This window comes from Deltaproteobacteria bacterium (genome assembly GCA_016210045.1).
Taxonomy (GTDB): domain Bacteria; phylum UBA10199; class UBA10199.
Map to the genome: position 1 here is coordinate 274,916 of JACQUX010000038.1, position 24,806 is coordinate 299,721.

General features: G+C 60.7%; 24 protein-coding genes and 1 tRNA gene. 10 read left to right on the forward strand and 15 right to left on the reverse strand.

The features are described 5' to 3' along the window. Positions 1-15: 15 nt before the first annotated feature. Positions 16-2,898: an Ig-like domain-containing protein gene (locus tag HY696_11740; protein MBI4239069.1), complete on the forward strand. Its 2,883-nt coding sequence runs from the start codon at positions 16-18 to the stop codon at positions 2,896-2,898. Between the two features lie 83 nt (positions 2,899-2,981). On the opposite strand, the gene HY696_11745 is transcribed toward HY696_11740, so the two are convergent. The 9 genes from HY696_11745 to HY696_11785 all read right to left on the reverse strand — a co-directional run bounded on the left by HY696_11745 (position 2,982) and on the right by HY696_11785 (position 12,043). Further along, positions 2,982-3,770, reverse strand: coding sequence for a hypothetical protein (locus HY696_11745; GenBank protein ID MBI4239070.1), 789 nt, complete (start codon positions 3,768-3,770; stop codon positions 2,982-2,984). A 115-nt stretch (positions 3,771-3,885) separates the two neighbouring features. Beyond that, complete coding sequence (locus HY696_11750) at positions 3,886-4,104, reverse strand: hypothetical protein (GenBank protein MBI4239071.1); 219 nt, start codon at positions 4,102-4,104, stop codon at positions 3,886-3,888. Further along, complete coding sequence (gene nuoB, locus HY696_11755) at positions 4,101-4,874, reverse strand: NADH-quinone oxidoreductase subunit NuoB (GenBank protein ID MBI4239072.1); 774 nt, start codon at positions 4,872-4,874, stop codon at positions 4,101-4,103. The genes HY696_11750 and nuoB overlap by 4 nt, the downstream gene beginning before the upstream one ends. Before the next feature lie 17 nt (positions 4,875-4,891). Next, positions 4,892-6,364, reverse strand: coding sequence for an NADH-quinone oxidoreductase subunit C (locus HY696_11760; protein ID MBI4239073.1), 1,473 nt, complete (start codon positions 6,362-6,364; stop codon positions 4,892-4,894). Continuing rightward, positions 6,361-7,815, reverse strand: coding sequence for an NADH dehydrogenase FAD-containing subunit (locus HY696_11765; protein ID MBI4239074.1), 1,455 nt, complete (start codon positions 7,813-7,815; stop codon positions 6,361-6,363). The genes HY696_11760 and HY696_11765 overlap by 4 nt, the downstream gene beginning before the upstream one ends. Beyond that, positions 7,812-8,447 (reverse strand): hydrogenase, encoded by a 636-nt coding sequence (locus HY696_11770; protein MBI4239075.1) that lies wholly within the window; start codon positions 8,445-8,447, stop codon positions 7,812-7,814. Before HY696_11770 ends, HY696_11765 begins: the two co-directional genes overlap by 4 nt. After that, complete coding sequence (locus tag HY696_11775; GenBank protein ID MBI4239076.1) at positions 8,444-9,346, reverse strand: NADH-quinone oxidoreductase subunit H; 903 nt, start codon at positions 9,344-9,346, stop codon at positions 8,444-8,446. Before HY696_11775 ends, HY696_11770 begins: the two co-directional genes overlap by 4 nt. A gap of 4 nt (positions 9,347-9,350) precedes the next feature. Beyond that, complete coding sequence (locus HY696_11780; GenBank protein ID MBI4239077.1) at positions 9,351-11,336, reverse strand: hypothetical protein; 1,986 nt, start codon at positions 11,334-11,336, stop codon at positions 9,351-9,353. Continuing rightward, complete coding sequence (locus tag HY696_11785) at positions 11,333-12,043, reverse strand: PTS sugar transporter subunit IIA (GenBank protein MBI4239078.1); 711 nt, start codon at positions 12,041-12,043, stop codon at positions 11,333-11,335. Before HY696_11785 ends, HY696_11780 begins: the two co-directional genes overlap by 4 nt. A 186-nt stretch (positions 12,044-12,229) precedes the next feature. Between HY696_11785 and HY696_11790 the strand changes: the two genes are divergently transcribed. The 3 genes from HY696_11790 to HY696_11800 all read left to right on the forward strand — a co-directional run bounded on the left by HY696_11790 (position 12,230) and on the right by HY696_11800 (position 14,928). Continuing rightward, positions 12,230-13,195 carry a hypothetical protein gene (locus HY696_11790; GenBank protein MBI4239079.1) on the forward strand — a complete coding sequence of 322 codons (966 nt, stop codon included), beginning with the start codon at positions 12,230-12,232 and terminating at the stop codon, positions 13,193-13,195. 699 nt (positions 13,196-13,894) lie between these two features. Then, positions 13,895-14,395, forward strand: a complete 501-nt coding sequence (locus HY696_11795; protein ID MBI4239080.1) for a helix-turn-helix transcriptional regulator — start codon at positions 13,895-13,897, stop codon at positions 14,393-14,395. Continuing rightward, positions 14,392-14,928 carry a hypothetical protein gene (locus HY696_11800; protein MBI4239081.1) on the forward strand — a complete coding sequence of 179 codons (537 nt, stop codon included), beginning with the start codon at positions 14,392-14,394 and terminating at the stop codon, positions 14,926-14,928. Before HY696_11795 ends, HY696_11800 begins: the two co-directional genes overlap by 4 nt. 235 nt (positions 14,929-15,163) lie before the next feature. Here HY696_11800 and HY696_11805 read toward each other — a convergent pair. Beyond that, positions 15,164-15,236: transfer RNA gene (locus tag HY696_11805), tRNA-Glu, on the reverse strand. 205 nt (positions 15,237-15,441) lie between these two features. Between HY696_11805 and HY696_11810 the strand changes: the two genes are divergently transcribed. From HY696_11810 to HY696_11820, 3 genes are all read left to right on the forward strand, one after another. Continuing rightward, on the forward strand, positions 15,442-16,098 hold the full coding sequence (locus HY696_11810) for a hypothetical protein (protein ID MBI4239082.1): 657 nt from the start codon (positions 15,442-15,444) through the stop codon (positions 16,096-16,098). A 146-nt stretch (positions 16,099-16,244) separates the two neighbouring features. Then, complete coding sequence (locus HY696_11815; protein ID MBI4239083.1) at positions 16,245-16,466, forward strand: DUF167 domain-containing protein; 222 nt, start codon at positions 16,245-16,247, stop codon at positions 16,464-16,466. Then, positions 16,463-17,455, forward strand: coding sequence for a serine/threonine protein kinase (locus HY696_11820; protein ID MBI4239084.1), 993 nt, complete (start codon positions 16,463-16,465; stop codon positions 17,453-17,455). The genes HY696_11815 and HY696_11820 overlap by 4 nt, the downstream gene beginning before the upstream one ends. Here the strand turns inward: HY696_11820 and HY696_11825 are convergent. After that, positions 17,452-18,330: an aldo/keto reductase gene (locus tag HY696_11825; GenBank protein MBI4239085.1), complete on the reverse strand. Its 879-nt coding sequence runs from the start codon at positions 18,328-18,330 to the stop codon at positions 17,452-17,454. The two genes, HY696_11820 and HY696_11825, sit on opposite strands and share 4 nt — an antisense overlap. Positions 18,331-18,432: 102 nt before the next feature. Here HY696_11825 and HY696_11830 point away from each other — a divergent pair, with 102 nt between their 5' ends. Beyond that, entirely contained in the window at positions 18,433-18,870 is a 438-nt protein-coding gene (locus HY696_11830) for an acyl-CoA thioesterase (protein ID MBI4239086.1), read from the forward strand. Here the strand turns inward: HY696_11830 and HY696_11835 are convergent. Both HY696_11835 and HY696_11840 read right to left on the reverse strand, forming a co-directional pair. After that, on the reverse strand, positions 18,867-19,205 hold the full coding sequence (locus tag HY696_11835; GenBank protein MBI4239087.1) for a pentapeptide repeat-containing protein: 339 nt from the start codon (positions 19,203-19,205) through the stop codon (positions 18,867-18,869). The two genes, HY696_11830 and HY696_11835, sit on opposite strands and share 4 nt — an antisense overlap. An 11-nt stretch (positions 19,206-19,216) precedes the next feature. Next, positions 19,217-19,663, reverse strand: a complete 447-nt coding sequence (locus HY696_11840; GenBank protein MBI4239088.1) for a hypothetical protein — start codon at positions 19,661-19,663, stop codon at positions 19,217-19,219. A 98-nt stretch (positions 19,664-19,761) separates the two neighbouring features. Between HY696_11840 and metG the strand changes: the two genes are divergently transcribed. Continuing rightward, complete coding sequence (gene metG, locus HY696_11845; protein MBI4239089.1) at positions 19,762-21,435, forward strand: methionine--tRNA ligase; 1,674 nt, start codon at positions 19,762-19,764, stop codon at positions 21,433-21,435. Positions 21,436-21,524: 89 nt separating this feature from the next. Next, positions 21,525-22,565, forward strand: a complete 1,041-nt coding sequence (locus tag HY696_11850) for a HAMP domain-containing histidine kinase (GenBank protein ID MBI4239090.1) — start codon at positions 21,525-21,527, stop codon at positions 22,563-22,565. 77 nt (positions 22,566-22,642) lie between these two features. Here HY696_11850 and HY696_11855 read toward each other — a convergent pair whose 3' ends face one another. Then, complete coding sequence (locus HY696_11855; protein MBI4239091.1) at positions 22,643-23,074, reverse strand: arsenate reductase ArsC; 432 nt, start codon at positions 23,072-23,074, stop codon at positions 22,643-22,645. Positions 23,075-23,165: 91 nt separating this feature from the next. Continuing rightward, positions 23,166-24,137 (reverse strand): hypothetical protein, encoded by a 972-nt coding sequence (locus HY696_11860; protein MBI4239092.1) that lies wholly within the window; start codon positions 24,135-24,137, stop codon positions 23,166-23,168. Between the last annotated feature and the right edge of the window lie 669 nt (positions 24,138-24,806).

Genomic DNA, 24,806 nt, shown 5'->3' on the forward strand with positions numbered 1-24,806 from the left:
GTGTCCTCTCATCCCATGCGATCTGTAGGGGTTGGTGTCACCGCGTTCTGCTTGGCGGTGTGGCTTTCCGTCGGATGTGGGTCTGCCGGCGTGCCCTCCGGAACCAGCTCCACGCCGATCCCGATTGAATTGCCGTCGAATTTCGCGATGCCGTCGGCCTTGTCAATTGGTGTCGATGAAGTGACCGATACGGCGAATGGAAACCTCGCCGTCGAAAAATCGACCGACAAGACACTGCCTGGAGAAAATGCCCTGGCCCAAGGGCTTTATCAGACGGACCAAGATAATGCGCAGTTGGATGCGATCCTCGCGCACTTGGCGGCGGTGACTGCCGAGGCGAGCACCTCGGTTACCAGCACCATTGGCACCACTGCGAATGGGGGCGTATGGTTCGCCGACTTTACGGATTTCAGTTTCCCGACGCTGACCAGCAGCATCTCGGGGATCGATTGCACGGCCGCTTGCTCAGGGAACACTGGGGAGTTCCCGATCTGCGTGCGCATTACCGTGGGAGGAAAGCGGGTATGGTATGGCAAGATGACCTCGCCGGTGACCTCCACAAGTAGGGGGGCCGGTTGCTTCTACACGTTTTCGACGGTGACGGATGCGTCCACCGAGGCCGCTCTCTTTGATGGGACGGAGTCGCACCTTATTGTGGGTACTTGGGATTTTACGGATAGCACGAGTCTCAAGCTGGATATGATTTCGGCGACCACGACGGCGGATTCATCGGGCATTCTCAACTCCGGAACCCGCGCGGTTTTGACCGAGACCAGTGCATCCAGCGCGTCAATCAATAGCCCCTCCGGCAAGAGTATCGGCAGCGCTACGCGGACCGCCAATGTCAATGGTACGCTAGTGGACAATGGCGAGTCGAAGACCGTCACGGTGATCGACCGTTGGAACGCCGCGACGATTCGCGCCACTCAGACGATTACGGGGAGTACCGCGGTCAATGTCGATGGCTGTTTCATCACCGGTACCGTCATTCCGACGGGCGATTGTCTGACGATTGACGACGTCATTCTAGTGGAACAATTTTCGCTGCCCACGGTGGCCGCCGTCGCCTCGCCGCCGTCAGTGACGGGGACGAGTCCCGTTGACGGGGCGACCGCCGTCATGCTCAATTCGTCCGCCACAGTGACATTTAGTGAGACTATGGATGGTTCGTCTATTACCGCGAGCACATTCAAGCTGACCGACGGCAGTGGAGCGGTGGTGAATGGGACGATTACCATCGGCGATGATGCCACCACCGCCATCCTGATGCCCACGACGCTCCTTACCGCTAGCACGACCTATACGGGGACCGTGACCACCGGCGTGACCGATACGGGCGGAACGCCGCCCTCTGCGCCATACACCTGGAGTTTTACGACGGGGACTGAAGTGGACACTAAAGTGCCATCGATTGCGTCGACCAGTCCCGTGAATGGCGCCACGCGAGTGGCGGTCAATGCCCAGATGACGGCCACCTTTAGCGAAGCCATGGATTCGAGCACGGTGACGACCAGCAGCTTCACCGTACGCCCTACCGCCGGAGGGGCTGCCGTTTCCGCCGCAGTCGACTACAGTGGCACGACCGCGACGCTCACGCCCACTGGCAATCTGAGTTACAGCACGTCCTATACCGCAACGATTTCGACCGCAGTGAAGGACACGGCCGGCAATGCCTTGACGGCCGCGGCGAGTTGGGAGCTCACGACCATCGCCGAGAGCGGTCACTACAACCCGCAATTCAGCGGTAATGGGTGGTACGACGAATCGTTCTCGACCACGGGCGACGGCTTTGATTCACTGCAAAGTGTGGTCGTACAATCCGATGGAAAAATCGTCGCCGTTGGAACGGCATACAATGGGACAGATCAGGACGTCCTCGTCGTTCGATTCAACGCGGATGGATCATTGGATTGGTATGACCTGGTCGATCTCGTCGGCGGAGGTGATTTCGGCCAGGGGGTCGCCCTGCAATCGGATGACAAAATTGTCGTGTCGGTCTGGGCCAGTAACAGCGATGATACGGAGCGCAATTTTGCAGTACTGCGCTACACGACCAGCGGCGCGCTCGATCCGACCTATGGTGGCGGGGATGGCATCGCGCTCGTCGATTTCAATGCCGCCGCAGATACCGACACACAATATGACTTAGTGATCAATCCGTCGGATCAGGCGATTCTCTGCGGACAGATCGGAGGTCGAGCTGGCCTTGCACGCTACGATACGAATGGTGATCTCGATACGACCTTTGCCACCAATGGGACGTACTCGGATGCGGATTTCGATTTCTTCTTTGACTGTGCGATGGATAGCGATGGCAAGATTGTGGCTGTCGGCGAGGATCAGACCTTCGATACGCCGGGACAGGATATCGCGATTGCGCGTTTCTCGGCCGCGGGCGCACTGGATACGAGCTTTAGCGTGGATGGGCGAAATGCGTTCACCGTCGGGAGCGCGAGTAATGAACAGGGATTGGGCGTGGCCATCCAGAGCGACGGCCAGATCGTGATCGTGGGACAAACTGATAACAATTCGACCTCGAATGACTGTGTCCTCGCCCGCTACGGCACGACCGGAACTCTGGATGCCGACTTCGGCAGCTCCGGAATCTTCCAATTTGGTAACGACGCCGGAGGCGAATTGCAAGACCTCTGCTACGATGTCGCTATTCATTCCGGCGGCCGCATTGTCGTGATCGGATCCAGCACAGGGGATGCCTTACTGGCGCGTGTGACGTCGTCGGGAACGCTCAACACGACGTTCGATTCGGACGGCTTGGCGGTCTTTACCGAGGCTGGCGGTGGCACAGGACTCGCTCTCGACAGCAACGAGGACTACATCGGCGTTGGGAGTGTCCAGGATGGCGGCACGGACACCTTCATTTTCAGTGTGATTCAGTAAAGGATGCGGTCAAATCCATCACAACCGAATGTAGATCGCCGAACGCTGCTGCGGTGTTGTCAGATTGTCTCTGACCGTAACACTTAAAGTGTAATGCCGATCGTGCCGAACAAGACGCGCACGCGTTCCGCGTAGCCGCCGTGTTGGCCGACCAGCGTGTCCAAGACGCCGGCCCAATGGAGATATGCGTCAGGTGCCGGATCCGCGTGGCGCTGGAGTTCAAACGCGATAATTGTGGCGGCCATCGGATGCCAAGTCGCCAAGTCGAGCAAATGCGCCAGACGGAGCAAGGCCCGCCGTGCGGCGGCATGATCGAGTGGTATCATGCCGCAATCGACCATCCGCAAGACGTGGAACTGCTGCGCAAAATAATGCGGCGGGTCTTCGGCAATGCGCCAGACAATGCCGCCATCGGACTCGGCCCATTGGGCAAGGGCAGATTCGGGGTCCGGTGCCGCCAACCGAGCCGGGCCGCAGTGGGCGTGGAACGCAGGGAGTAGGGCTTCGGCACTTGCCCGTACGACGTCGATTCCCAAAGTCGGGCGGACCGGTTCAAACGACGTATTTTCGAGCAGGACCTCCGAGACGCCCAGCAATCCGGCGTCTTGGCCGAGGATGTGCTCGATCGTGCGGCGGCCGCGTTGGTGACACCAGGCGCCGAAGTCCGTGAACAGCTCTCTGGCGGCGCGGGCCAGCGGGCCCCGCTGGCGCGTTGCGGTGGGCGACGGGGCCAACCGCTGGAGCCGGAGTCCCGCAGCCGTGAGGAACGCCGCCCCGGTCAGACGACGCCGAACCGACGCCGTTAACGGCGCGCGGCTGTGCCACCATGTCCCGGAGAGCGGAGGAACGCCAGATGTTGGGTTGATCGCCATCGCCTCACTACTATCGGCTGTCGGTCGAAAAAGTTGCTGAGTAGGAGTGACTTCCTTTAATACCCCTCGCCCCGACGGGGAGAGGGTTCCGCCGGAGGCGGAGGGTCAGGGTTCATTACGGCCAAAATAATAATCCCGTCAGGCTGAGGCCGATGAAGAATGACGCCCACGGATTTGGCACGAAGTAACTGTAGACCATCAGCGCCAATCCTAGCGCAATATGGCGTGTGCTCTGGGTTTTACGCCCATACCGCCACGCCGCATAGCCGACGATCCCGAAGAAGAACCCATAACAGAGGGCATAAAAGTCGAAATTGAGGAATGACGTGCTCATGCCGTATTTCGCTCCCGCCCCGACTCCAAGCGGCCGAGCAAACGCAACAGTCCGTCGAGGATCGTGAGCGGGTGCGGCGGACAGCCGGGGATGAAGAGGTCCACCGGGACTGTGGACGTGGCGCCGTTGTGGCACGCGGGGCTGTTCAGGAACGGCCCGCCGCTGATTGCGCAGGCGCCGACCGCGATGACGAGTTTCGGATCGGGGACCGCCTCATACGTTTTTTGCAGCGCCAGCCGCATGTTTGCCGTGACTGGGCCGGTAATGACCAAGCCGTCAGCATGGCGTGGCGACGCGACGAATTGGATTCCGAAACGGCTCAAGTCGAAGACCACGTTGTTCAGTGCTTGGAGTTCCAGCTCGCATCCGTTGCAGCCGCCGGCACTCACTTGGCGCAGCTTCAGCGATCGTCCGAACAACGCGCGCATTTTCCGATCCAACGCCGTGGCCAACGGGAGCGCAGCGTCCCGTAGCAGCAAGCCCTCGCGCGTGCGCGTGGCTAACCGATAATCCGGCGTCCACGCGATTGCGCCGCTCGGACAGGCCTCCGCGCACGCGGGACAAAACGTGCAACGGCCGAGGTCGAACGTCAGCGGCGCGAGCGTGATCGCCTCGGTCGGGCAAGCGTCGCGACACGCGGTGCAGCCGGCAGCGCAACGGCCGGCGTCGATCGTCGGGCGACCGCGGAATCGCTCCGGCAGCGGCTGTGCCGGGGGGAAGGCCTGCGTCCGATGTCCTTGCTGCCACCGTGTTTTGAACGTGTCCCACATCGTCCCGGCTCCCGGTGTTACAAATCGTGTCCCGCATACGACAAATTGAAACTTTTATTACACAATGGAAAGTCGGAGATCTGTCCGCCGCGGCACGCCCACGCGAGTCCCATCCAGTTGTGGAAGGACGGATCGACGACATCGTAGGCGTCGATCGCGCCGTATGCGTCGGTCCGCACCACATGGACGATTTCGCCCCGCCAGCCCTCGATCAGACTGACGACCAAACGGTCCGCCGCCAACGATTCACACGGCGCACCCGGTTCCACGCGATGTACGATCCGACACTGTTCCGCTGCGAACGTGAGCGCTTGCTGGGCCTCCAACACGCGGAGCAGCGCGCGCGCGTACACGTCGCCGGAGGCCAGCCGCACCGGCGGGATGTAATGAAACCGATACGCCCCGCTCGGGTAGTCGGTGCGCACGTCGCGCAGCAAATTACTGGCGCGCGCGGCTGGGCCGACCAGCCCCAGTTGGCGTGCCACCTTTTTTGCGACCACGCCCGTTTGTTCGAGTCGGGTGACGACGGTTGATTCGGCGAAGAAGAGGTCGGCGATCGCCTTGAGGTCCCGTTCGGCCTCCGCGAGTTTGGTGCCGCAGCGGGCGCGCAACGCAGCGGTGAAAGCGTGACACACTCCACCCGGATACACCAGCGAACGGCCGTACCGATTACCGGTCAGCTCCATCAGCAGATTCAAGAATTCCCCGCGCAGCCGTCCAAAATACGCCGCGGCCGGCAAATAGCCGATGTCCGCCGCCAATGCGCCGAGGTCGCCGACATGGTTTGCCAGTCGTTCCAATTCCAACGCCAGCGCGCGGAGCTGCTGCGCGTGGTGTGCAACCGCGACGCCGGCCAGGCCTTCGATCGCCTGCGCATAGGCCCAGCTGTGCCCGATCACCGTGTCTCCGGCCAGCGATTCGGCCACGACGGCACGACGCGCGGGCGTGGCGACGCGCAATAACGCAGACGCGCCCCGATGTTGGTAGCCGAGCGCGATTTCCAAATGCAGCACCTGTTCGCCGTGACATTGGAAACGAAAATGACCAGGTTCAATGATGCCGGCGTGCACCGGTCCCACGGCGACTTCATGCACGGCGTCGCCTTCCACGGCGAAGAACGGGTAGTCGCGTTGCGTTCGCACCGGCTTCAACCAGGGGTGGCCTTCGGGGAAAATTCCGTGCTGCTCGTAGACGACGCGCTCGAATAACTGGGCCTCCGGCAGGTCCGGCGTCAGTGCGGGATACGCCGCGTGTCCTGCCGGAAATGTCGTGGCCGCGATCCGCAATTCGTTCCGTGTATCGAGGCCGAGGATCGCGTAGACGCACCGGCCGCCCTCCGCTGTCGCTGCTGTCGGCAGTGCAAGCAAGCGCGCGCGAGCGGTTTGACAGGTCGTCACAATCCACAAGCGCCACGCTTCCGGCGCGAGTTGGGGGATCGCCGTCGTGACTACGGCCACGCCGTTGCGGGCGCTGCAGCCGCCGAGATTCATGATCCCCCTCCGATGAATGTGGCCGCGCGGGCGACAAGGGTTTGCAGTCCGGCAGGGAGATAGAGACCGAGGCCTGCGACGCCCAACGCGAGGAGGGCGGGGGCGATCATCATCCGTCGCGGCAGCGCCGGCGTTTGCGCGATCTCCGCATTGGCTGCGCCGAAGAGCATGCCGAACAGCGCGCGCGACATGACGACGAAGATGATGCCGAGACACAGCAGATATATGGCCATGACTGCATAGTGACCGTGCGCCACGCCGCGTTGCAGGATCAGGAATTCGCTGACGAACGGTGCGAACGGCGGAGCTCCGACAATGGCGAGTCCGCCGATGGCGAACAGTGTGCCGACGCGCGGCGCGGTCCGCAGTAATCCAGTCACATCGCCGATCACTTTCGTTCGGTACAGTGTCAAGATTTGCCCGGCGACCAAGAAGAGGAGGCCTTTGGTGAGCGAGTGATTGATGGCATGCAGCAGTCCTGCCGCACCCGCGCCCACGCCGACGGCCAACGCCAAAATGCCCATATGTTCGACGCTCGAATACGCCAGTAGGCGTTTGTAATCCCGCTGCCCCGCAATGAATGCAGTGGCGACGAGCAATGATACGAGACCGAACAGGATCAAGAGCCGATTCATGAACGCGCCCAGTCCTGCGGCATCCGCCACTTGATAAAAACGCACGATGCCGAGGAAGGCGCAATTCAGCAATGCCCCGGAGAGGAGCGCCGAGACAGGGGACGGGGCTTCGCTATGAGCATCGGGGAGCCAATTGTGCAGCGGGGCAAGCCCCATTTTGGTGCCGAAGCCGATCAGGACTAAGATGCAGCCGATCCGCAACCAACGCTGATCGAGCGCCGCGGCGTGATGGATGAGCGACGGCACGGTGAGATCGACGTGTGCCGCGCGTCCCGACGCGGCGACGAAGAAGAGCCCCAGCAGTGCCAGCGCGATCCCGACGGAACAAATGAGCAGATATTTCCACGCCGCCTCCAGTGCGCCCGGGTGGCGATGGTAATAAATGAGCGGCGCCGACGCGAGCGTCGTGGCCTCGACGGCCACCCAGAGCACGCCGAAATGCGGCGTGACCGTGGTGAGCGTCATCGCGGCGAGGAAGAAGAGCATGCACGGCGTGTACAGATGACTGACGCCGTCATCCAGCGTCGTCTCTTGCTCCTGTTGGAAATATCCGAGGCTGTAAATCGCGACGAGGAAAAATAGCACGCTGATGATCAGCAGAAAGACCTGACCGATCGGATCGAGTTGCAAAAAACTCTGCCACGAGACCGGCACTTGGCGGCCCCACGCCGTCAGCGTGGCCAACGTGCCGAGCGTGTGCCATGCCGCGCCGCCGACCAAGATCGCCCGCCGCGCCGCGCGCCGCCGTTCGCCGCGCACCAGCAGACTCGCGATCCCCAACGCCATCGGCCCCAGTACTAAGAACAACACGATCATTCGGTGTCCTTTAGTGTGGAGAGTGCCTTCGTGTTGATATGATCGAACGTCCGGTGAATGTGATAAATCATAATGCCCATCACGAAGACGCCGACCAGCAAATCGAGCAGTACGCCCAGTTCCACCGTCAGCGGGAAATCGGTCAGCAACGTGGAGCCGAACAGAAAAATCCCATTCTCCAATACCAGAAAGCCGATGATCTGCGAGACCGCTTGCGTGCGTGTAATCAGAATCAGAAAGCCGATCAGGAACGTGGCGAACGCGACGGGAATGGTGAGCGGGGAGAGGATCGTGGCCGGCAACGGCAACACGCGCGCGCTGGAAAAAGCGATCACGAGAATCAGCCCGCCGGTCAGCAGCGAGACATGCAGACTCACGCCCGGCTCGGCCTCTTGGCGCACCGCAGCCTCGCGAATGGATCGGTGCAACAGGACCGGAATCGCGATCGCCTTGATCACAAAGATCACGATCGCGAGCGGGATGCGATGCCAATTCGACATCTCGCCCTCCAACCACGGGATGGCCGCCAACAGCGCGCCTTGCACGGCCGCGAGGCGGATCGCTCCGGCCAAGCGCGCGCTACCGAGCAAGAAAAACGCCGTTAAGATGATGCCGATGAGGATCCAGTTCATAGTGTCAGTAGTGTGACCAGCAGCGCAAAGACCGCCATCACGAAGTTCGCCATCAGCAGTTGCGGGATTTTGACCAGCCGCCAGCGCGCCATCCCTGATTCGATCAGGCCGACGCCGATCGCCATTGCGCCCATTTTCACCAGCAGCCATCCCGCAGCGAGGAGTGGCGCATACGTCGGTTGCGGCCACCACAGGCCCGCCACCACGCTGAGAAACAGAAACAGTTTCAGCCCGCGCCCCAGTTCGATCAGCGCCAGATCGACGCCGCCATAGTCGAGGACCATCACTTCGTGGATCATCGTGAGTTCCAGATGGGTCGTCGGATCGTCGATCGGGAGCCGCGAATTTTCCGTTAGCAAGATGAGAAAGAAGATCAGCGCCAACAGGACCAAGATCGGTTGCAATCCCGCCGTGACGGGAATGCGCGACAGGATCGTGTCGAGTGACGTGGCATGGGTCAGGATCGCGAGCGTGATGAAGCCGAGGATCGCGGCCAATTCGGAGAGGGCGCCGAACGTGGCTTCCCGGCTCGCGCCCATCCCTTCGAAGCTGGAGCCGACATCGAACGCGGCGAGCAGCGTCGCGCAGCGCGCGAGGCCGAGGGCGTAGAGGAACAGCAGCAGATCGCCGGAAAAATGGAGCGGCGCGGCCCCGATGCCCGGCAACAGCGCGATGCAGAGGATCAATAGGGCTACGTTGACGACGGGCGCGAGCGGCAGGACCCACGAGGCCGTGTGACTATACACGGTTCCTTTGCGCAACAATTTGTTGAGGTCGCGATAGACTTGCAGCAACGGCGGCCCGCGTCGTCCTGCGACCAACGCCTTGGTCTTCGCGATCAGTCCGAACAACCCCGGCGCGACGAGGAGCGGCAGCAGAAAATGGAGTCCGAGCAGCAGCGGTTTAGATCCCAAACCAGACCTCCCAGAGGAGCAGTACTACGAGGGTCGCGAAAATGAAGGCCAGATAATCGCGAATTTGTCCCCGTTGCAGATGCCGCAACGCCCGTAGTCCGCGGGCGACTGTCCAGTAAAGCGGGGCATACAACGTTCGCTCCGCGATGTCGTCGACTCGTTCCGAAAACATCGCAGTGGTGGGGAAGAGTCCGTGCAAATGACTGCCGTGGGTCTGCGGGCGCAACAGCCCGCGAAACACCGCCCCCAACGGTTGGACGTACGATGCGCCGCTGTATTGCATCCGTGAGGTCGGCGCAGCAAATCCGCAATCCCACGTGAGGGCGCGCCGCGCGCCGGTACGCCGCCCGAGCCAGTGCCGCAGCAGCGCGAGTCCGGCGATCAACAGCACAATCCCCCATGCGGCGGCACACAACAGACGGAAGTCGTCGTGCAATGTCGCCAAGTCGCTCGGCGCCGCCATGCCCCAGATCTCGCACACCGCCTGCGTCGTGCGCATCAGCCACGGCCAAAGCACCAACGGAAACAGTCCGATCCCAACACAGAGCGTGGCCGCCGTCCACAATGCTCCGCGCATCGTGCCGCCGGCGTCGTGGAGTGCAGGGAGTGGGGTGCGCGGAGCGCCGAGAAACACCGTGCCGAAGGTCTTCGTGAACGCGACCAGTGCCAGACCGCCGGCCAGCGTGAGCGCCAGCATGCCGCCGCATGCCAGAAACAGTGGCACATGGTGCAATTCCTGACAGGCGCGCAGCAAGCCCAGATACAACACCCATTCGCTGACGAAGCCGTTCAACGGCGGCAGTCCGCTGCCCGCCACCGTCCCGATGGCAGCCGCAGCGCCGGTGATCGGCAACTGCCGTAACAAGCCGCCGAGCCGGTCTAACAGCCGCGTGCCGCTGGCGTGGGTGACGTGTCCGTACGCAAAGAAGAGCAGACTTTTAAACAGCGCATGGTTCCAGATGTGCCACAACGCGCCCGCGCCCCCGAGCCAGCAAATCCACGGCTGATGCAATGTCGCGCCGAGCAATGCGAGTCCGATCCCGATGAAGATGATCCCGCTATGTTCCACCGTGCTGTACGCGAGCAATGCCTTGCAGTCCCGCTGCATCGTGGCGTAGAGCGCGCCGAACACTGCCCCGACACTGCCGAGACCGATGACGAGTCCGCCCCACCATAACGGGGGGAGTCCCAACCAACTCAGTACGCGCAGCAGACCATACATGCCGAGCGTAATCATCACGGCCGACATGAGCGCCGAGATGTGGCTCGGCGCCGCCGGATGCGCGTGCGGCAGCCAGACGTGGAGTGGAAACAACCCGGCCTTGGTCCCGAAGCCGATCAACGCGCAGAGAAAAAGGGTGCCGCGCAGTCCCGCGTTCCAATCGCCGATGCCGCGGAATTGATCGAAGTCGAGCGAGCCGACCGCCGACCCGATTGTGACGAACAAGACCAGCAGCAACGCCGTGGCCAGATGCGCGATCCCGAAATAGAGCCATCCCGCGCGCCGTGCGACGGCGGATTCGTGATCGGTCGTCACCAAGAAAAACGACGCGAGCGACATCAGTTCCCACGCGAGCAACAACAGGAATCCGTTCCGCGCCAATACGACAACGGCCATCGAGGCGATCAGCAGTGGGAACCACGCGGCGGTGGCGAGCAGCGTGGCATCGTCGCGGAGATACTCGAACGCGAACCAAGCCGTGAGCGCGGCCAGGACCCACAGCATCAGCAAGAAGAATGCACTCAATGGATCGAGCCCGAGGGCCAGATGCAATCCCGGCAGCGGTTCCCCGGCCAATGTCCATGTGGTGACGGTCGCCGTGCCGAGCAACGGCACGACGCCGATCACGCCGCAAAGCGCCGCGAGCAGCACTGCGCCGCAACTCCAACGCCGTCGCCATTCCGCGGTGGGCGCCGTCGCAGTGAGCGCCGCGCCAGTAAACAGGAGCACCAGCGCCGCGAGCTGGGCCATCATGGCGACATCCCCTCCCGCTCGGCGAAGGTGCGTTCGACCGCGCGGAAGCGTTCCATGACGGCCGCGGCCGGCGGCCGGCTGCGGAGCCAATCGATCAGTCCCGGGTGCTGCAACACGAACGCGAGCCGTGACAAGAGTTGCAAATGATCGCGGATCGTCGGCGCGAGCAAAAGGCAGAAAGTATGGATCGGGACTCCGTCTGCGGCACCGAAGTCGAGCGGATGGGCCAAAAAGCAGAGCGAAAGCGCCGGTTCGGCGATCGGGAGCACGATCGGGTTGCGCACATGCGGCACCGCGACGCCGTCGCCGATCCCGGTGGAGCAGAGCGTCTCGCGTGCCATCAGGAGTTGCGCCAGCTCGGCGGCCGAAAATCCCGGCGGCAACGGCGCCAGCAAAGCCAATGCGGACAACACCTCCGCGGTGTCGGCTCCCGAGATGTTTTCGTGCACCCCGCCGCGCTCCATCGCGCACGCCAGCGGCAGCGTCTCCGCGACATCCGGCTCGCGCTCCGACGGTTCATCTGCCAGCACCAAATCGGCCGGCACCGCATGTCCGTGCCGATGCGCCCACTCGATCACCGCGTCGCGACTGAAGCGATATTGTTCATGGACCTTCTGGGCCGGCAGGCTCCCACTACGGATCCAGCCAAGGACGGTCTTTTCCGGTACCTGAAAGAGACGGGTCAAATCCCGCACCGTAAGGTGCATATGCGCCGCGCTTTACGGCCTTCCTCCCCCCGATGCAATCAGAAATTCTCAACTTCATCCGAGTGGGGACAGGTACCTTGCGATGCAGGAAAATCAGGTATCGCAAGGTACCTGTCCCCACTCGGATGCATTTCGGTGACCGCGGTCATAGTCGCAGCTGGTGATCCCGATTACAGCGTGTCGCGTATGGAATTGGCGCTTAACGCATGGCTTATGCCACTCGCCGTCGGTCTCACGGTCGTGGCCGTGACCTGTCTCGCCGACCGCTGTGGTGCGCGGGTCGGCGGTTTCTTGGCGACCATTCCCGTGACCTCGCTCTTCGGCATCGTCTATCTGCTGTGTACCGTGAGCGACCGGCAACTTGTCTCCCCGATCATCTTAGCAGGCAATTATTCCGTGCTGGCCTCGCTCGTCGCGATCCCGGCGTACGCCGTCGCTGTGGCGTGGAGTCGCGGGCTGTCGAACGGCGTGCGGGTATGTGGCGCACAAGTCGTGTTCTTTATCCTGTACCTCGCGCTGGTGCTGGCCGCGCGCCGCTGGCTTCCACTCGGCCACTATCTCTTCGCCATCGATGCACTGCTCGGCCTCCTATTGGTGGTCGGTCTGCGTCGCCGTTCACCCCGCCCCGTCACCACGTCGCGCCGCCTCCCGTGCACACCCGCAGAATGTCTGCTCCGTTTTGCGAGCGGTGTCTTGATCATGGGACTGTTGCAAGTCGCCGCCCGCCTCGACACTGTTCTCGCTGCGGTCTTGGCCGTCTTCCCCGGGATTTTCTCGATCAGCCTCGGCATCATGGGCATCCGCCAATCCGCCGAATTCTCCGCCCAAGCTGCCACCTCCGGCAGTCTCGGCGTCATCGCGATCGCGCTCTTCATTGCCGGCTTCGCCCTCTGGATCCCCGCGCTGCAACACGGTCAACTGTTCGCCGTCCTCTCCGCCGCGCTGACCGCCTGTACCTTTTACACCCTCGGCCTTTGGGGACTGCATCGCGTGACCCGTAGCGCGCACAGGGCGCGGGTTAATTATCTGGCGTCCGGAGATGCGGAGTCAGTGGCCCCCCCCATGAGGTCGGCAAACGGTGGAAGGAGTTTCGCAAACACGCCCCACCCGCAAAGGAAGGATGGAGGTTGCCCTACAGGGGCACTGAAATAAAACGAGCCGCTAAATCCAATAGGAGGCCCTCGCATACTGCGCATTTCGTGTACGATGGAGACTCCGATCCGTCCCCCATTTTTTAGATCGACATTGATTTGACACGCCGTGGGCAAGAAACCGTCCGAGCTTTGTCTCACCTCCGGTGTGTCCGTAAAATCTATGACGTGAGGTGGAAAGTGCCACGTTCGGTGCCCCGAGTGATCTCTTCGCGCGGTCAGTTGATATATAGGTGGGTTGAGGATCTGGGCAAATGTTGGATCGAGTGTATCAAATACCGGCGCGCAGGCCGTGACCTTGGACATCTGGTCCGGCGGGCCTGTCTCCATAGCGTCAAGCAGCCACAAGGCCGACTGAATAAATCGAGTGTTGCCACAAAAAGGATCATCTACGCGGCCCAGTTGTCGGGTCAGTTCGTAGATACTGTGATCCAGAATAGAGAGCGAACGCCATTCTGGTCCCTGACAGTATTGCCAACGTGCGGATTACTACATCCGAAGCGCAACCGCGTTCGCCGCTGGTGTGGGAGAGGAAGGCGGCCAGTGTGCCGGCGTGTATCCAAGTGGGTGTGATCAACTCTTCACATCTCACGAACCACGTTCTCTTTCGATAAAGGTAGATGGCCCATGCCGCATCCCGTGCGCAGGCGGTCATGTTGCAGCGATTGACTAATATATCTGATCAGATATATTAAGATGTATGAATCCGGTTTACACATTGCGGGCCTGTGCTGGGCTGACCCAGCAGGAGTTGGCCCGAAAGGCAGGGACTTCTCAACCCACAATTGCCATGTATGAATCGGGAGAGAAATCACCGTCGATGTCTACCTTGCAGCGGTTGGCTGCATCATTGGGGCTTGAGCTTGTTGTCAATTACGTCTCAAAGTTGACCCGAGAGGATCACCGAAGTCTTGCCTATCACCACGCCATCGCAAAGGCATTGAGACAAGACCCCCGAACGGTCATTCAGCGCGCGAGACGGCTGTTGGCGCATCAGCGCAAAGACCATCCCCACGCCGCGCAACTCCTTAACCAGTGGCAAGCGTGGCTCGATCTGCCCATTGATGAACTGATTGCCAGAATGCTCGATGCTGGTGTGATGGCGCGAGACATGAGACAGGTGACGCCCTTTGCAGGTGTGTTGAATGCGCGAGAACGCATGCGCATTTTGAAAAAGTTTCGGAGGGAGAAAACCGCATGAAGCGAGATCAATTTGAGCATACGATTCGCGCGGCAAGTGCCATTTTGGGTGCCACTAAAGTCTTGGTCATCGGCAGCCAAGCAATTCATGCCTCTTATGATGGTACGATTCCGGAGGCACAACGTTCCATTGAGACCGACATTGCGGATTTTGAGGATGAAGATAGCATGAAGGCGGATTTGATTGATGGCTCTATAGGTGAGTTGTCGATGTTTCAGGAAACTTTTGGATATTATGCCCAGGGCGTCAGTGTCAAAACCGCCATCTTACCCGCAGGTTGGAAAAAGCGTCTCATCCCGTATTGTACGCCGACCATGAATGGGGTTACGGCGCTCTGTTTGGAGCCTCATGACTTATGGATTTCCAAGGCCATTGCCAACCGACCTAAGGATGTTGCCTTCTGTAAGGCATTGTCGAGACGAAAATTAGTGAAGCCGACAATATTATTTTCACGCCTCAAAAAGGTCCGGCATTTGGACCCGAAGATTCGGGCGCTGGTGGAAGAAAGAATTCAAGCGATCGTCTGTTCGTGATTTGTAAATGTCCAGATTTTCAAAATCGAACATATGAAACCCCGTATATCGTGTATCGGGCAAATATTACTGGCGCAAAATTTGTGCGCTCCCAACGGGATTACGAGCGGCTCGGCGCCGCTCGTGGCTGGGAAGGAGACGGCCCGGCCGCCAACCTGCGGTCGGCGCCGGCCGGGCCGTGGCATCAACAGCTCTGCCAGCCGAACCCTACGGGTTCTCAGTCCGTTGCTCGCTGCGCTCCCAACGGGATTCGAACCCGTGTTTGAGCCTTGAGAGGGCTCCGTCCTAGGCCTCTAGACGATGGGAGCAAGGACGCCGAAGCGTCAGCGGAGGCATGGTCCGCGGTAGCGATGTTGCGAATGCGAGCTGGCGCAGCATTCGCTTCCTCAGCCCCGAGGTGCGTGCGTGTCTCTAGCAGGCCGGTCACGGGAACGTCAACGGAGACCTCTCAATGCGGAGATGCCATGAACTTCATATTGCAGGAGTGCCGTCTGGTTCGCTATATCCGCCAACGTGTCACTGCGGAACCCATACGCCCTCGGCTGCCTCTTGCTGCTACTGCAGACTGCCCCCGTTGCCATCGCGGCGCCGCGTCCGATCTTGCGCGATCCGGTGACACCGCAACCGCAGGCTCAGACCACGTATCGTCTCCTGAGCTATTGCCAGGAACGATCCGCGCGCCAGCCGCACGACGTCAAAACGTTCCGACACTGCCAAGCCACGCAATGTGATGAAGTGCTCTTAGGCACGACCGACGATCGAGGCCGCGTGCAGCGAATCACGCGACCGTGCCGACACGCCAAATATTATGTGCAACAAATGGTCGGAGACCTTTCGGATAACTACGGACGATATTTCCGCCTGACGGATTCACTCACCGATGTCGAACTGGCAGCCTGGCCCTATCGCATTGCTGAACAGCGCGGCAAAAAGAAAATCCCCCGACACGTTGGCTGCACCGACGCCTGCGGATTCACCGCTTACGTGATGGGACCGGTCCCCCGCACATTGCATATCGACGTGTTGGATGGAGAGGCCGCAGACGAACAATGCAGCCAAAAAACAAACACCCCCGCGCCAATCAAAAAACAACAACTCCGCGCATGCCCGGTTTTTCCCGTCGTAGCACCGAATTCCGACCGCCCTGCGCATGGCGTCCCCACCCGCTAGTGGCTGGTCCCCGGTGGCGTTGTCTTCTCCATACAGGCCGGTTACGGGGACGTCACCGGAGACCTTGAGAAGTGCCGATGAGAGGATAGGTGCTGTAATAGTCCGCTCTGTCCTTTTCGGGACAAACTTGTTAGGGGCACAGCCCGATGCGCATCACGGTTATCGTCAAGCCGAACGCGCGGCAGGAGCGGGTGGAGCGGCTGCCCGACGGGAGTTATCGCGTGGCGGTGCACGCCCCGCCGACCGACGGCAAGGCGAACGAGCGCTTGCTTGCGCTCGTGGCCGCGCATTTCAACGTGCGGCCGTCGGCGGTGTCGCTAGTGCACGGAGCCACGGGGCGGCGGAAATTGATCGAGGTCTTGCTATGACAGATTTCCATTTCGGGAATCTCTTACCGGAGATGGTCCTCGACGCCGTGAGCGCGCAGGGTTGGCGCCCGACCGGGGTGCTGATGCCGCTCAACAGCTACGAGAATCGCGTCTACCAGATCGGGATCGACGACGCGGAACCGTTGGTCGTGAAATTCTATCGTCCGGAACGCTGGAGTCTCGACACAATCCGCGACGAACACCGCTTTCTCCAGACCCTGGCCGCGGCCGAGGTCCCCGTCGTGCTCCCGTTGCCGTTGCCCGTCCATCTGGGGGACTGCGCCACGATCGGGCAGTGGGACAATCTCTATTACACGGTCTATCCCAAGTTTCGCGGCAAGGAACGCGACGAACTGACCAACGACGATCGGCGCTGGTTGGGGCGGTTGCTCGGTCGGCTCCATAATATCGGAGCGCACTTTACTGCGCCGCATCGTTTGCGCCTCAATCCGCAGACATACGGCACGGCCAGTCTCGACTTCATCTTGCGCCAGCCGTTTCTCCCGGAGGACTTGCGAGCCGCGATTGCTACACTCTTACAACAGGCGCTGGATTTCGTGACCCCACACTTCCCCGACGACCTCGCGGCGATTCCGCTGCATGGCGATTGTCATCATGGCAACGTGTTGTGGAATCACGACGGGCCGCACTTGGTCGACTTCGACGACATGGTCGTGGCGGCGCCGGTCCAAGACGTCTGGATGCTGTTCAGCGGCGATGCGACCGAACGCGCCGCGCAACAAGAGGCCTTCTTCACCGGCTATGAGCTGTTCCGTCCGTTCGACCGCGCGAGTCTCCGGCTCGCCGAGCCGCTCCGCACGCTGCGGATGATCCGCCACGCTGCGTGGATCGGCCAACGATATCACGAGCCCGCGTTTCAACGGGCCTTCCCGTACTACGAGCAACGCCGCTATTGGGAGGAGTTCCTGCTGGCCATCAAAGAGCAAATCGCCGTGTTGCAGGAATTGCAGTGGTCATCCGCGCATTAGGCGCTCGGCGGCAGCGGAGCGGCTTCGAGTGCGCGGGCTTCGTCCGGCGTGAGGCGCAGATTTAATTGAGTAAAGAGCTGATCAGCCGCCTCGACGCGGGTCGTGCCGGGAATCGGCACGATACAGCGCGACTTGGTGTGCAACCACGCCAGCGCAATCCGTTGCGGCGTGACGCCGTAATGTTGTGCCAGTTCAACGGCGAGTCCGTGTCCGGCCAGCGCCTTCGCGCCCAGTCTGCCGCCTAACGGACTGTACGCAAAAAAAGTGAGTCCGACCCGTTCGCAATAGGCCAGCACGCCATCGCGTTCCGGCTGTCGATGCCACAAGCTATACCGATTCTGCACCGACACGATGTCGAGCATGTCGCGCGCCTCTTTGATCTGTTCGACGGAGACGTTCGAAAGCCCGACGTGTTGAATGAGTCCCTCCTTCACGGCTTGTCGGACCGGCAACAGCGATTCCTCGATTGGGTACCGTGGATCGGGCGCGTGCCACTGCCATAACGCAATCGGGCGTTCGCCGCCCAGTGCCTCGAAGCTGTGCCGAATCGCCGCGGTCAAGTGGCGTGGATCGCCGTTGACTTCCCAGCGCCCCTCCGGACGGATGAGGCCGCCCTTGGTTGCAACGATGCGTGGTGCCGCGCCTTGCGAGTGACTGAGTGCAGCGGCAATCAAACGTTCGTTATGATGTTTATCCGCTTCATCGATGCAGTATGAATCGGCGGTGTCGATGAACGTGGCGCCGCGTTGCACGGCACGCTGCAGCACGGCCGTGGCCTGTTCCGACGGCGGACGCCCGTCGATCGAGAGCCACATGGCTCCGAAGCCGAGTGAAGAGATGCTGATTCCGGTCTTCCCAAGCGTTGCCGTGGACATCGGGCGTATCCGTATGCTGTCGGTAGCCGCGCCGTCAACTCGAAATGTAACGAGAGAGGCAACGAGCGTTGCGTTTGCGGCCGTGCATTGCTACAGGGCGCCATGGCCTGCGACTACGAATGTACCTATCGGGAACGTGTCCGCTATGCCGACTGCGATTTGCACGCACATCTGAATAACGCGCGCTACTTTACCTTCATGGAGCAGGCGCGGGTCGGCTATCTGTTGGCGATCGGGATGCGGCCGGAGTCGCGTCGCGAATCGATCCCATTCATCCTGGTGCATGCTCGCTGCGATTTTCGCGTGTCGGCGCTGTTAAACGACGAGATCGATATTGCGCTCGGCGTGACCCGGTTCGGAAATTCGAGCTTTACGTTGGGCTATCGTTTGCAGCGCGTCGCCGATGGCGTTGTGTTGGCGGAAGGGGAGACGGTCCAGGCGTGGTTTGACTACACCACGATGCGTGCCGTACCGGTGCCGCTGTCGTTTCGCGAGGCCGTGCAGGCATTGAAGCGGGCGCGGGGTCTTCCGCCGGTTTAACGCGTGGCGCGCATCCGCGTGCCGTGCAAATGGCTCAACTGGATTTCCGTGGCGGGCAGATCGGGCGGAAAGAGCACGCCGCTGATCTTCGCCTCCCCAATGCTGGCCCCATCGAGCAGTGTGGTGGAGAGGTCGAGTCCCCGCAAATCCGTTAACCGCAAGTACGCGCCGGTCAGGTCGGCGCCGCGCAAGTCGAATTTGCGCAAGTCGCACGCGCGCAGTTTGGCGTGGCTTAAGTCCATCCGCATATTCTGCTCGGCAATCTTCCGTGCGTACTCATTGAACTCGGCGTGCTTTTCATCGTGCATTAGCGCGACTAGTTGTTCATCGGCCATTGATCTTCTCCTCAATGCGGGCAGGCTGGGAGCGTGCCATGCCCTTCATGCGTGACCGTGACACCGCTCCAATGGACTTGGTGCCAGCCGCCGCCTTCTACTTGCCGCAAATAATAGACCCCGCGCTCTCCCGGATAGTGGGTCGCGTCTTGGTCGCCGGTGCACCCGTCTTTATAAAACACGTGATAGAAATAGATCGTGCCGGTGGTGCGGATCGCCTTGCCGTGCAGGATTTTCCTGATCGTAAAGGGGGCCATATATTTGAACTTCGGACCGCAGGCCGTCGTGTCGATCTCGCCTAAGCACTGCAACGGTCCGCCGACTTCGCCCTCCGCCACCACGGTGGCCGCGTGCCGCAGCTCCGCTTCTTCCAACGGCGGTGTCAGCGCGTGGGCCGTGCTCCACGTCGTTACGAGCGCGCATCCCAACAGGATTCGGCATAGTTGCGATATCGCCATGGCGCGGTGGGTAGCATGATTGACGGGGCGCGACAACCGGGTTTTCGCTGTGAGTTTTCGTTGCGCTTCCCGGATCGATCCCGTAAGACGCGCTCGCTATGTCCACGCCGTATTTCATTACTGCCGCGTTGCCGTATGCCAACGGGCCGCTCCATTTCGGCCACTTGGCCGGCGTCTATATCCCCGCCGACATCTATCATCGCCATTGTGTGTTGCTGGATCGCGACGTCGTCTTCATTTGTGGCTCCGACGAACACGGCGTGGCGATCATGCTCGGCGCCGAAGCAGCCGGCCAACCCTATCAGACGTATGTCGATGCCCACCACGCGCGGCACCAAGCGCTGTTCGCAGCGTACAACATTCAATGCACGTACTACGGGCGCACGTCCGCGCCGCGCCATGCCCGGGTGGCCCAGGAATTTTTCGTCGCGCTGCGCGACAATGGCGCGTTAGTCCAGCAACAGACGGAGCAGCCCTATTGCAATCACTGCCAACGGTTTGTTCCTGATCGCTACTTGGGCGGCACCTGCCGCTTCTGCGGCTACACGGCGGCGCGTGGCGATGAATGCCCGCAGTGTGGCAAATGGCTGTCGTTCGCCGATTTGCAGGCGCCGTATTGCCAGACGTGTAAAGGGCGCGATATCGGCGTGCGCGGCAATACCGAATGGGCGCTCGATTTACCGCGCTTTGCGCCGCAGCTGCGCGAATGGTTGGCCTCGCGCCCCGATTGGAAAGAAGAAATTCGCAGCTACGCTGTCTCGTTGATCGACAACGGCCTCCCGCAACGTGCCGTCACGCGCGACTTGGCGTGGGGGGTGCCGGTCCCCGGCGAAGAGGCGAGTGGCAAGAAACTCTACGTCTGGTTCGAGGCCCCGATCGGCTATCTCTCCATGCTGATGGAATGTTGCGCACTCCGTGGCGCGCCTGCAGACTGGCGGCGCTTTTGGCAACCGGACGCGCGGATGATTCACTTCATCGGCAAGGACAATATTATTTTCCATACTATCGTCTGGCCCGCGATGTTGTTGGCGAAAGGGGAGGCGGTGCTGCCCGCCAACGTGCCCGCCAATATGTTCGTCCAGTTTGCCGGCCGTCAATTCTCGAAGTCGGCCGGATGGTACGTCGATGCGATGGACGCGTTGCAACAATTCGGCGAAGATCGTCTCCGCTATCACCTCATCAATCTCATTCCGGAACATAGCGACTCCGATTTTACCTGGGAACATTTTGGCGCGAAGGTGAACGGCGAGTTGATCAACAACCTCGCGAACTATGCCCATCGGGTGTTGAGTCTGGTGGCCAAGCCGGGTGTCGGGGAAATAACCGGCAGCGATATCCCGCGAGCGGACGGAGAGCGTATTTTCGAACAACTGCGCCAAACGAGCGCGGCCGTGCGAACACTCATCGACCAATTCGAATTGCGGCGCGCGTTGGGAGAAATCCTGCGACTTGGCGAGCAGGCGAATAAATTCTGTAACGATGCCGCTCCGTGGAAGCTCATCAAACACAACCCGCCCGATGCCCGGCCGGTCTTGGCGTCATGTCTGCTCTATTTGATCGGCATTGGGGCGCTGCTCCAGCCGTTCTTACCGCATTATGCCGGTCTCATTCGATCCGTTTTCCCCAACACGGACTTTACCGCGCTCTACCAAGGGCGCGTCGGTTGGGAGGTCTTGGGTGACCCGTTCGTACTACGTCCGGACGTGAGTTTAGCCATCCCCAAAGTCACTGATGACCAGCTGCGCGCCCAAATCGCGAAGCTCCCCGCTTAAACCTTGTCGCCCCTCCGGAATGAGCTTACTATATTCATCTAAGCATCTTTTGCGATTCAAGTTGTTGGGGACCTTGAAGAATGCCCCAGATGCTAGGCGCCCGGCCCGCCGCGACCGGAGCGTACTTGGTTGTACGTGAGGATCGCGGCGGGCCGGGCAACGACGCAGGTGGGGCATTATTCGAGGTTCCCATGCCGTGGCGGACGATGGGGAGGCACTTAGCCACATGGCCGGTACAAACCGCGCTAATCGGGCTGATCATTCCGTTCGGCTATATCGCCTATTCTTATATCCCGCACCTGACCCAATATACCCTCTGGGGGTGGACCCAGCATTTGTGGCTCCAAGAACGGGCGTTGTTGCTGTATCTCACCGTTCCACCGGCGCTGACCTACGCGATGTTCGGCTACTTAGGGGCGATTCAAGTGCGTCACGTGTTGGCGCAGCAATCCTTGATGGAAGAGTTCCTTCATATGGCCGCGCACGATATCCGGGCACCGCTGACCGTGATCGACGTCGCGACGCAACTGCTCGTGACCCCAATCCAAGGCAAGAGCGCCCCGGATCGGGAGGCCCTGTTTCGCACGATCGCGCGGCAGGCACGTGTGATGCGGGAACTGGTGACTGAACTGCTCGATCTGAACAAAATCGAGGCCGGACAGCTGACGCTCCAGCGCGAACGCGTCTCCATGGAGGATCTCATCCGGCGAGCCTGTGGCGAGATGGCTTTTCTGTTGGAACAACAGAAGTCCGTGGTGGAGATCGTCGTGCAAGGGGCGGACACCACGGCGTGCGTCGATGGATTCCGGATCCGCCAAGTCTTGCGCAATTTGTTATCGAACGCGATTAAACATGTATCCGCCGACGGCCGCTTGCGCCTCACGCTCGACGCCACGGCGCGGCGCCGCATTCAAATCAATGTCTACAACGATGGCCCACCGATCCCGGACGAATACTTTCCGCACCTCTTCAATAAATTTGCGCAAGCCACACGCCGCGACGTAGAAATGGGCGTCGGGCTCGGCCTCGTGATCTGTCACCGGATCATTGCGCTGCACCACGGCCGCATCTGGGCCGAAAACGTCGGCGTGCGGGGTGTCGAATTTTGTTGCACGGTGCCTCGGGCGTGACGGCCGTGTCTTATGCCATGGCAACGACGTGCTCCGGTTGAGCCAGCATGTGTTCTTTGGGACTGCGCTGTCGTCGGTTACTGATGTTCCCGTAGCGCTTGACGCGCCAATGTCTCGCCGAATTGGATGATGCGCGTGCGGAGGTCGTCGCGCACCGAACGGAGGTGCGCCTTCAGCGTGAGCGCGTCGCCCGGTTCCCGCACCGGGTCGGGGTAGCTCCAGAGTTGCATATTCCGCGGGGCCAAGCGCTGTGCCGCGACCAGCGCCGGTTCGGCCAACACGAGCATCCAATCGAAATGCGGATTGGTCAGCTGGTCGAGGCGCTTGGAATATTGCGGCGTGATATCGATGCCGATTTCACGCATCACCTCCACCGTGAGGGCGTTGAGGCGGCCGTCATGGAGTCCCGCACTCTCGATCTGATACTGCGCCGGCCAGAGCGCGCGGGCCAGCCCTTCACCCATCTGACTGCGACAGGCATTGTATTCACAAACAAAGAGGATGCGCATGCCGCCCAGTGTGCTCCGACCGGCGCAGTCGAGCAAGCGGTTTTCCGTTCAGCTATTATTGCGTTGCGCACGCATGAATTGCTCCGTCATTTTATTCAGGAAAGCGCAGTGATCCACTTTGTAGCGCCACGCTGGGAGGGTTCCCGATCAGCGCCCGCATTGGGCTCTGCGCGAGATTTGGAAATCCCAATACCGGGAGCACTGCATCCCAATAAGCGCGCAAGCTCTCGTCTGAAATCTCGAGACCGCTTGCAATGGTGCGCTGGCGTTGCAGCCCGTCCGTTTCGACGCCGTCCCAGCGACTCGTGCTATAGGCCGCATACAGCCGCGATCGGGCCGCGGCCTTGGGGGCACCGGCCACGTCGAAGGCCTCCGCCATGCCGGAAAAATGCTGACCGGCATTGACCGTGAATCCTCCGGCCAGCAGTGCCACGCCCGCCAGATCGCCCCACACCTCGGCGAGAGCGAATTGGCGTTTATCGAGCAATATTCTCATGCCGCGTAGCAGATGCTGGGCCGTCTCTTCGTGTTCCCCACGCGCCCAACTGTTTTGGGCATTGCTCCACGGCTTGCGCAAGCCTCGCAGTTGGCGGGCAAGATTACGGATGGCATCGCTCTCGGAATAGGTCGTGGAATCAGGCAATGCGTCGAGGCATTTCTTGCGCAGCGCGTACCCGATTCCTCCAAGTACGATGACCGGAATGAGTGCTATGAAACCAACACCCGGTGGAATGAGTGCCAAGAGGCCGCTGACGAGAAGGTAGCGGAACTGTTCACTGAGATCCATGCCGAACCCGAAATAGCCGATCGCCGAGGGTACTACCACGGGGAGCGAGTGGGCGACGCCGCGTGCCATGGTCGTCGCGACGGTCGCTGCACCGTGTCCCACAGCCATGCCGAGGCTACGCGGTGGAAAGTTTTCATGATCGAAAAACGTGTCCGGGAGCTTCGGTGCGATCTGTGTGAGCACTTCGTGCGGACGTCCCAGCCCCGTCGCGCCAGCGGTGGCGCGAGCTAAAACGGGCAGGTTTCGCCGGGCGGCGGGGGCAACTACGCGAGCCATGTGTGTCTCCTTTCGCCGTGTCACCCCCGTTATCGGCGATGCGCCAAAAAGGTTGCTAGCGAAATGTGAGAATTGATTCGGTCGAAACAACAACGGCCCCAAAGGGCCGCTGTTGTTTCTGCGGGCCACCGTGGACGACGTTAGAACCAAGATTCAGCAAACACCAGGGCTGCTTTTCATCCCCAAGCTGGCGGCCTAAGCCTTGGTTACCCGGTAAGACGGGTCCGCATAGCGGTCACGTCCGCCGAAGGCGGGACCTGTTGGCCCAAAGGGCTCTGTTGATGTCAGAGGAGCAGGCACGTCTAACAGTGTTAAGATCAATGAACTTAACTGTTCCTCATTTAGATTTATTTTTTTAGCACTAGCCATATGACTCATCTATTTTTTAATTTTTACCATCCATCAACCTCGGCATCCGATCATGTCCTGTTAAAGCTTTGAAATCCGGCGTCGCAGCCTCAGTGATCATGTAAATTTGTTCAGTTCCCTGTTTCACTCCCCATCTTTCTTAATCACTTCCCAATACCCACCCTTTTGTGGGCCGACGTATTTTAACCGACCCTCTTTGACGAGTTTTGAACTGGCAAGTTCGATGGCACGCAGTGATCTGCCAATTTCTTTAGCAACGTCTGCTAGCGTTAGGTTTGGGTTTGATTCCAATAGATGGAG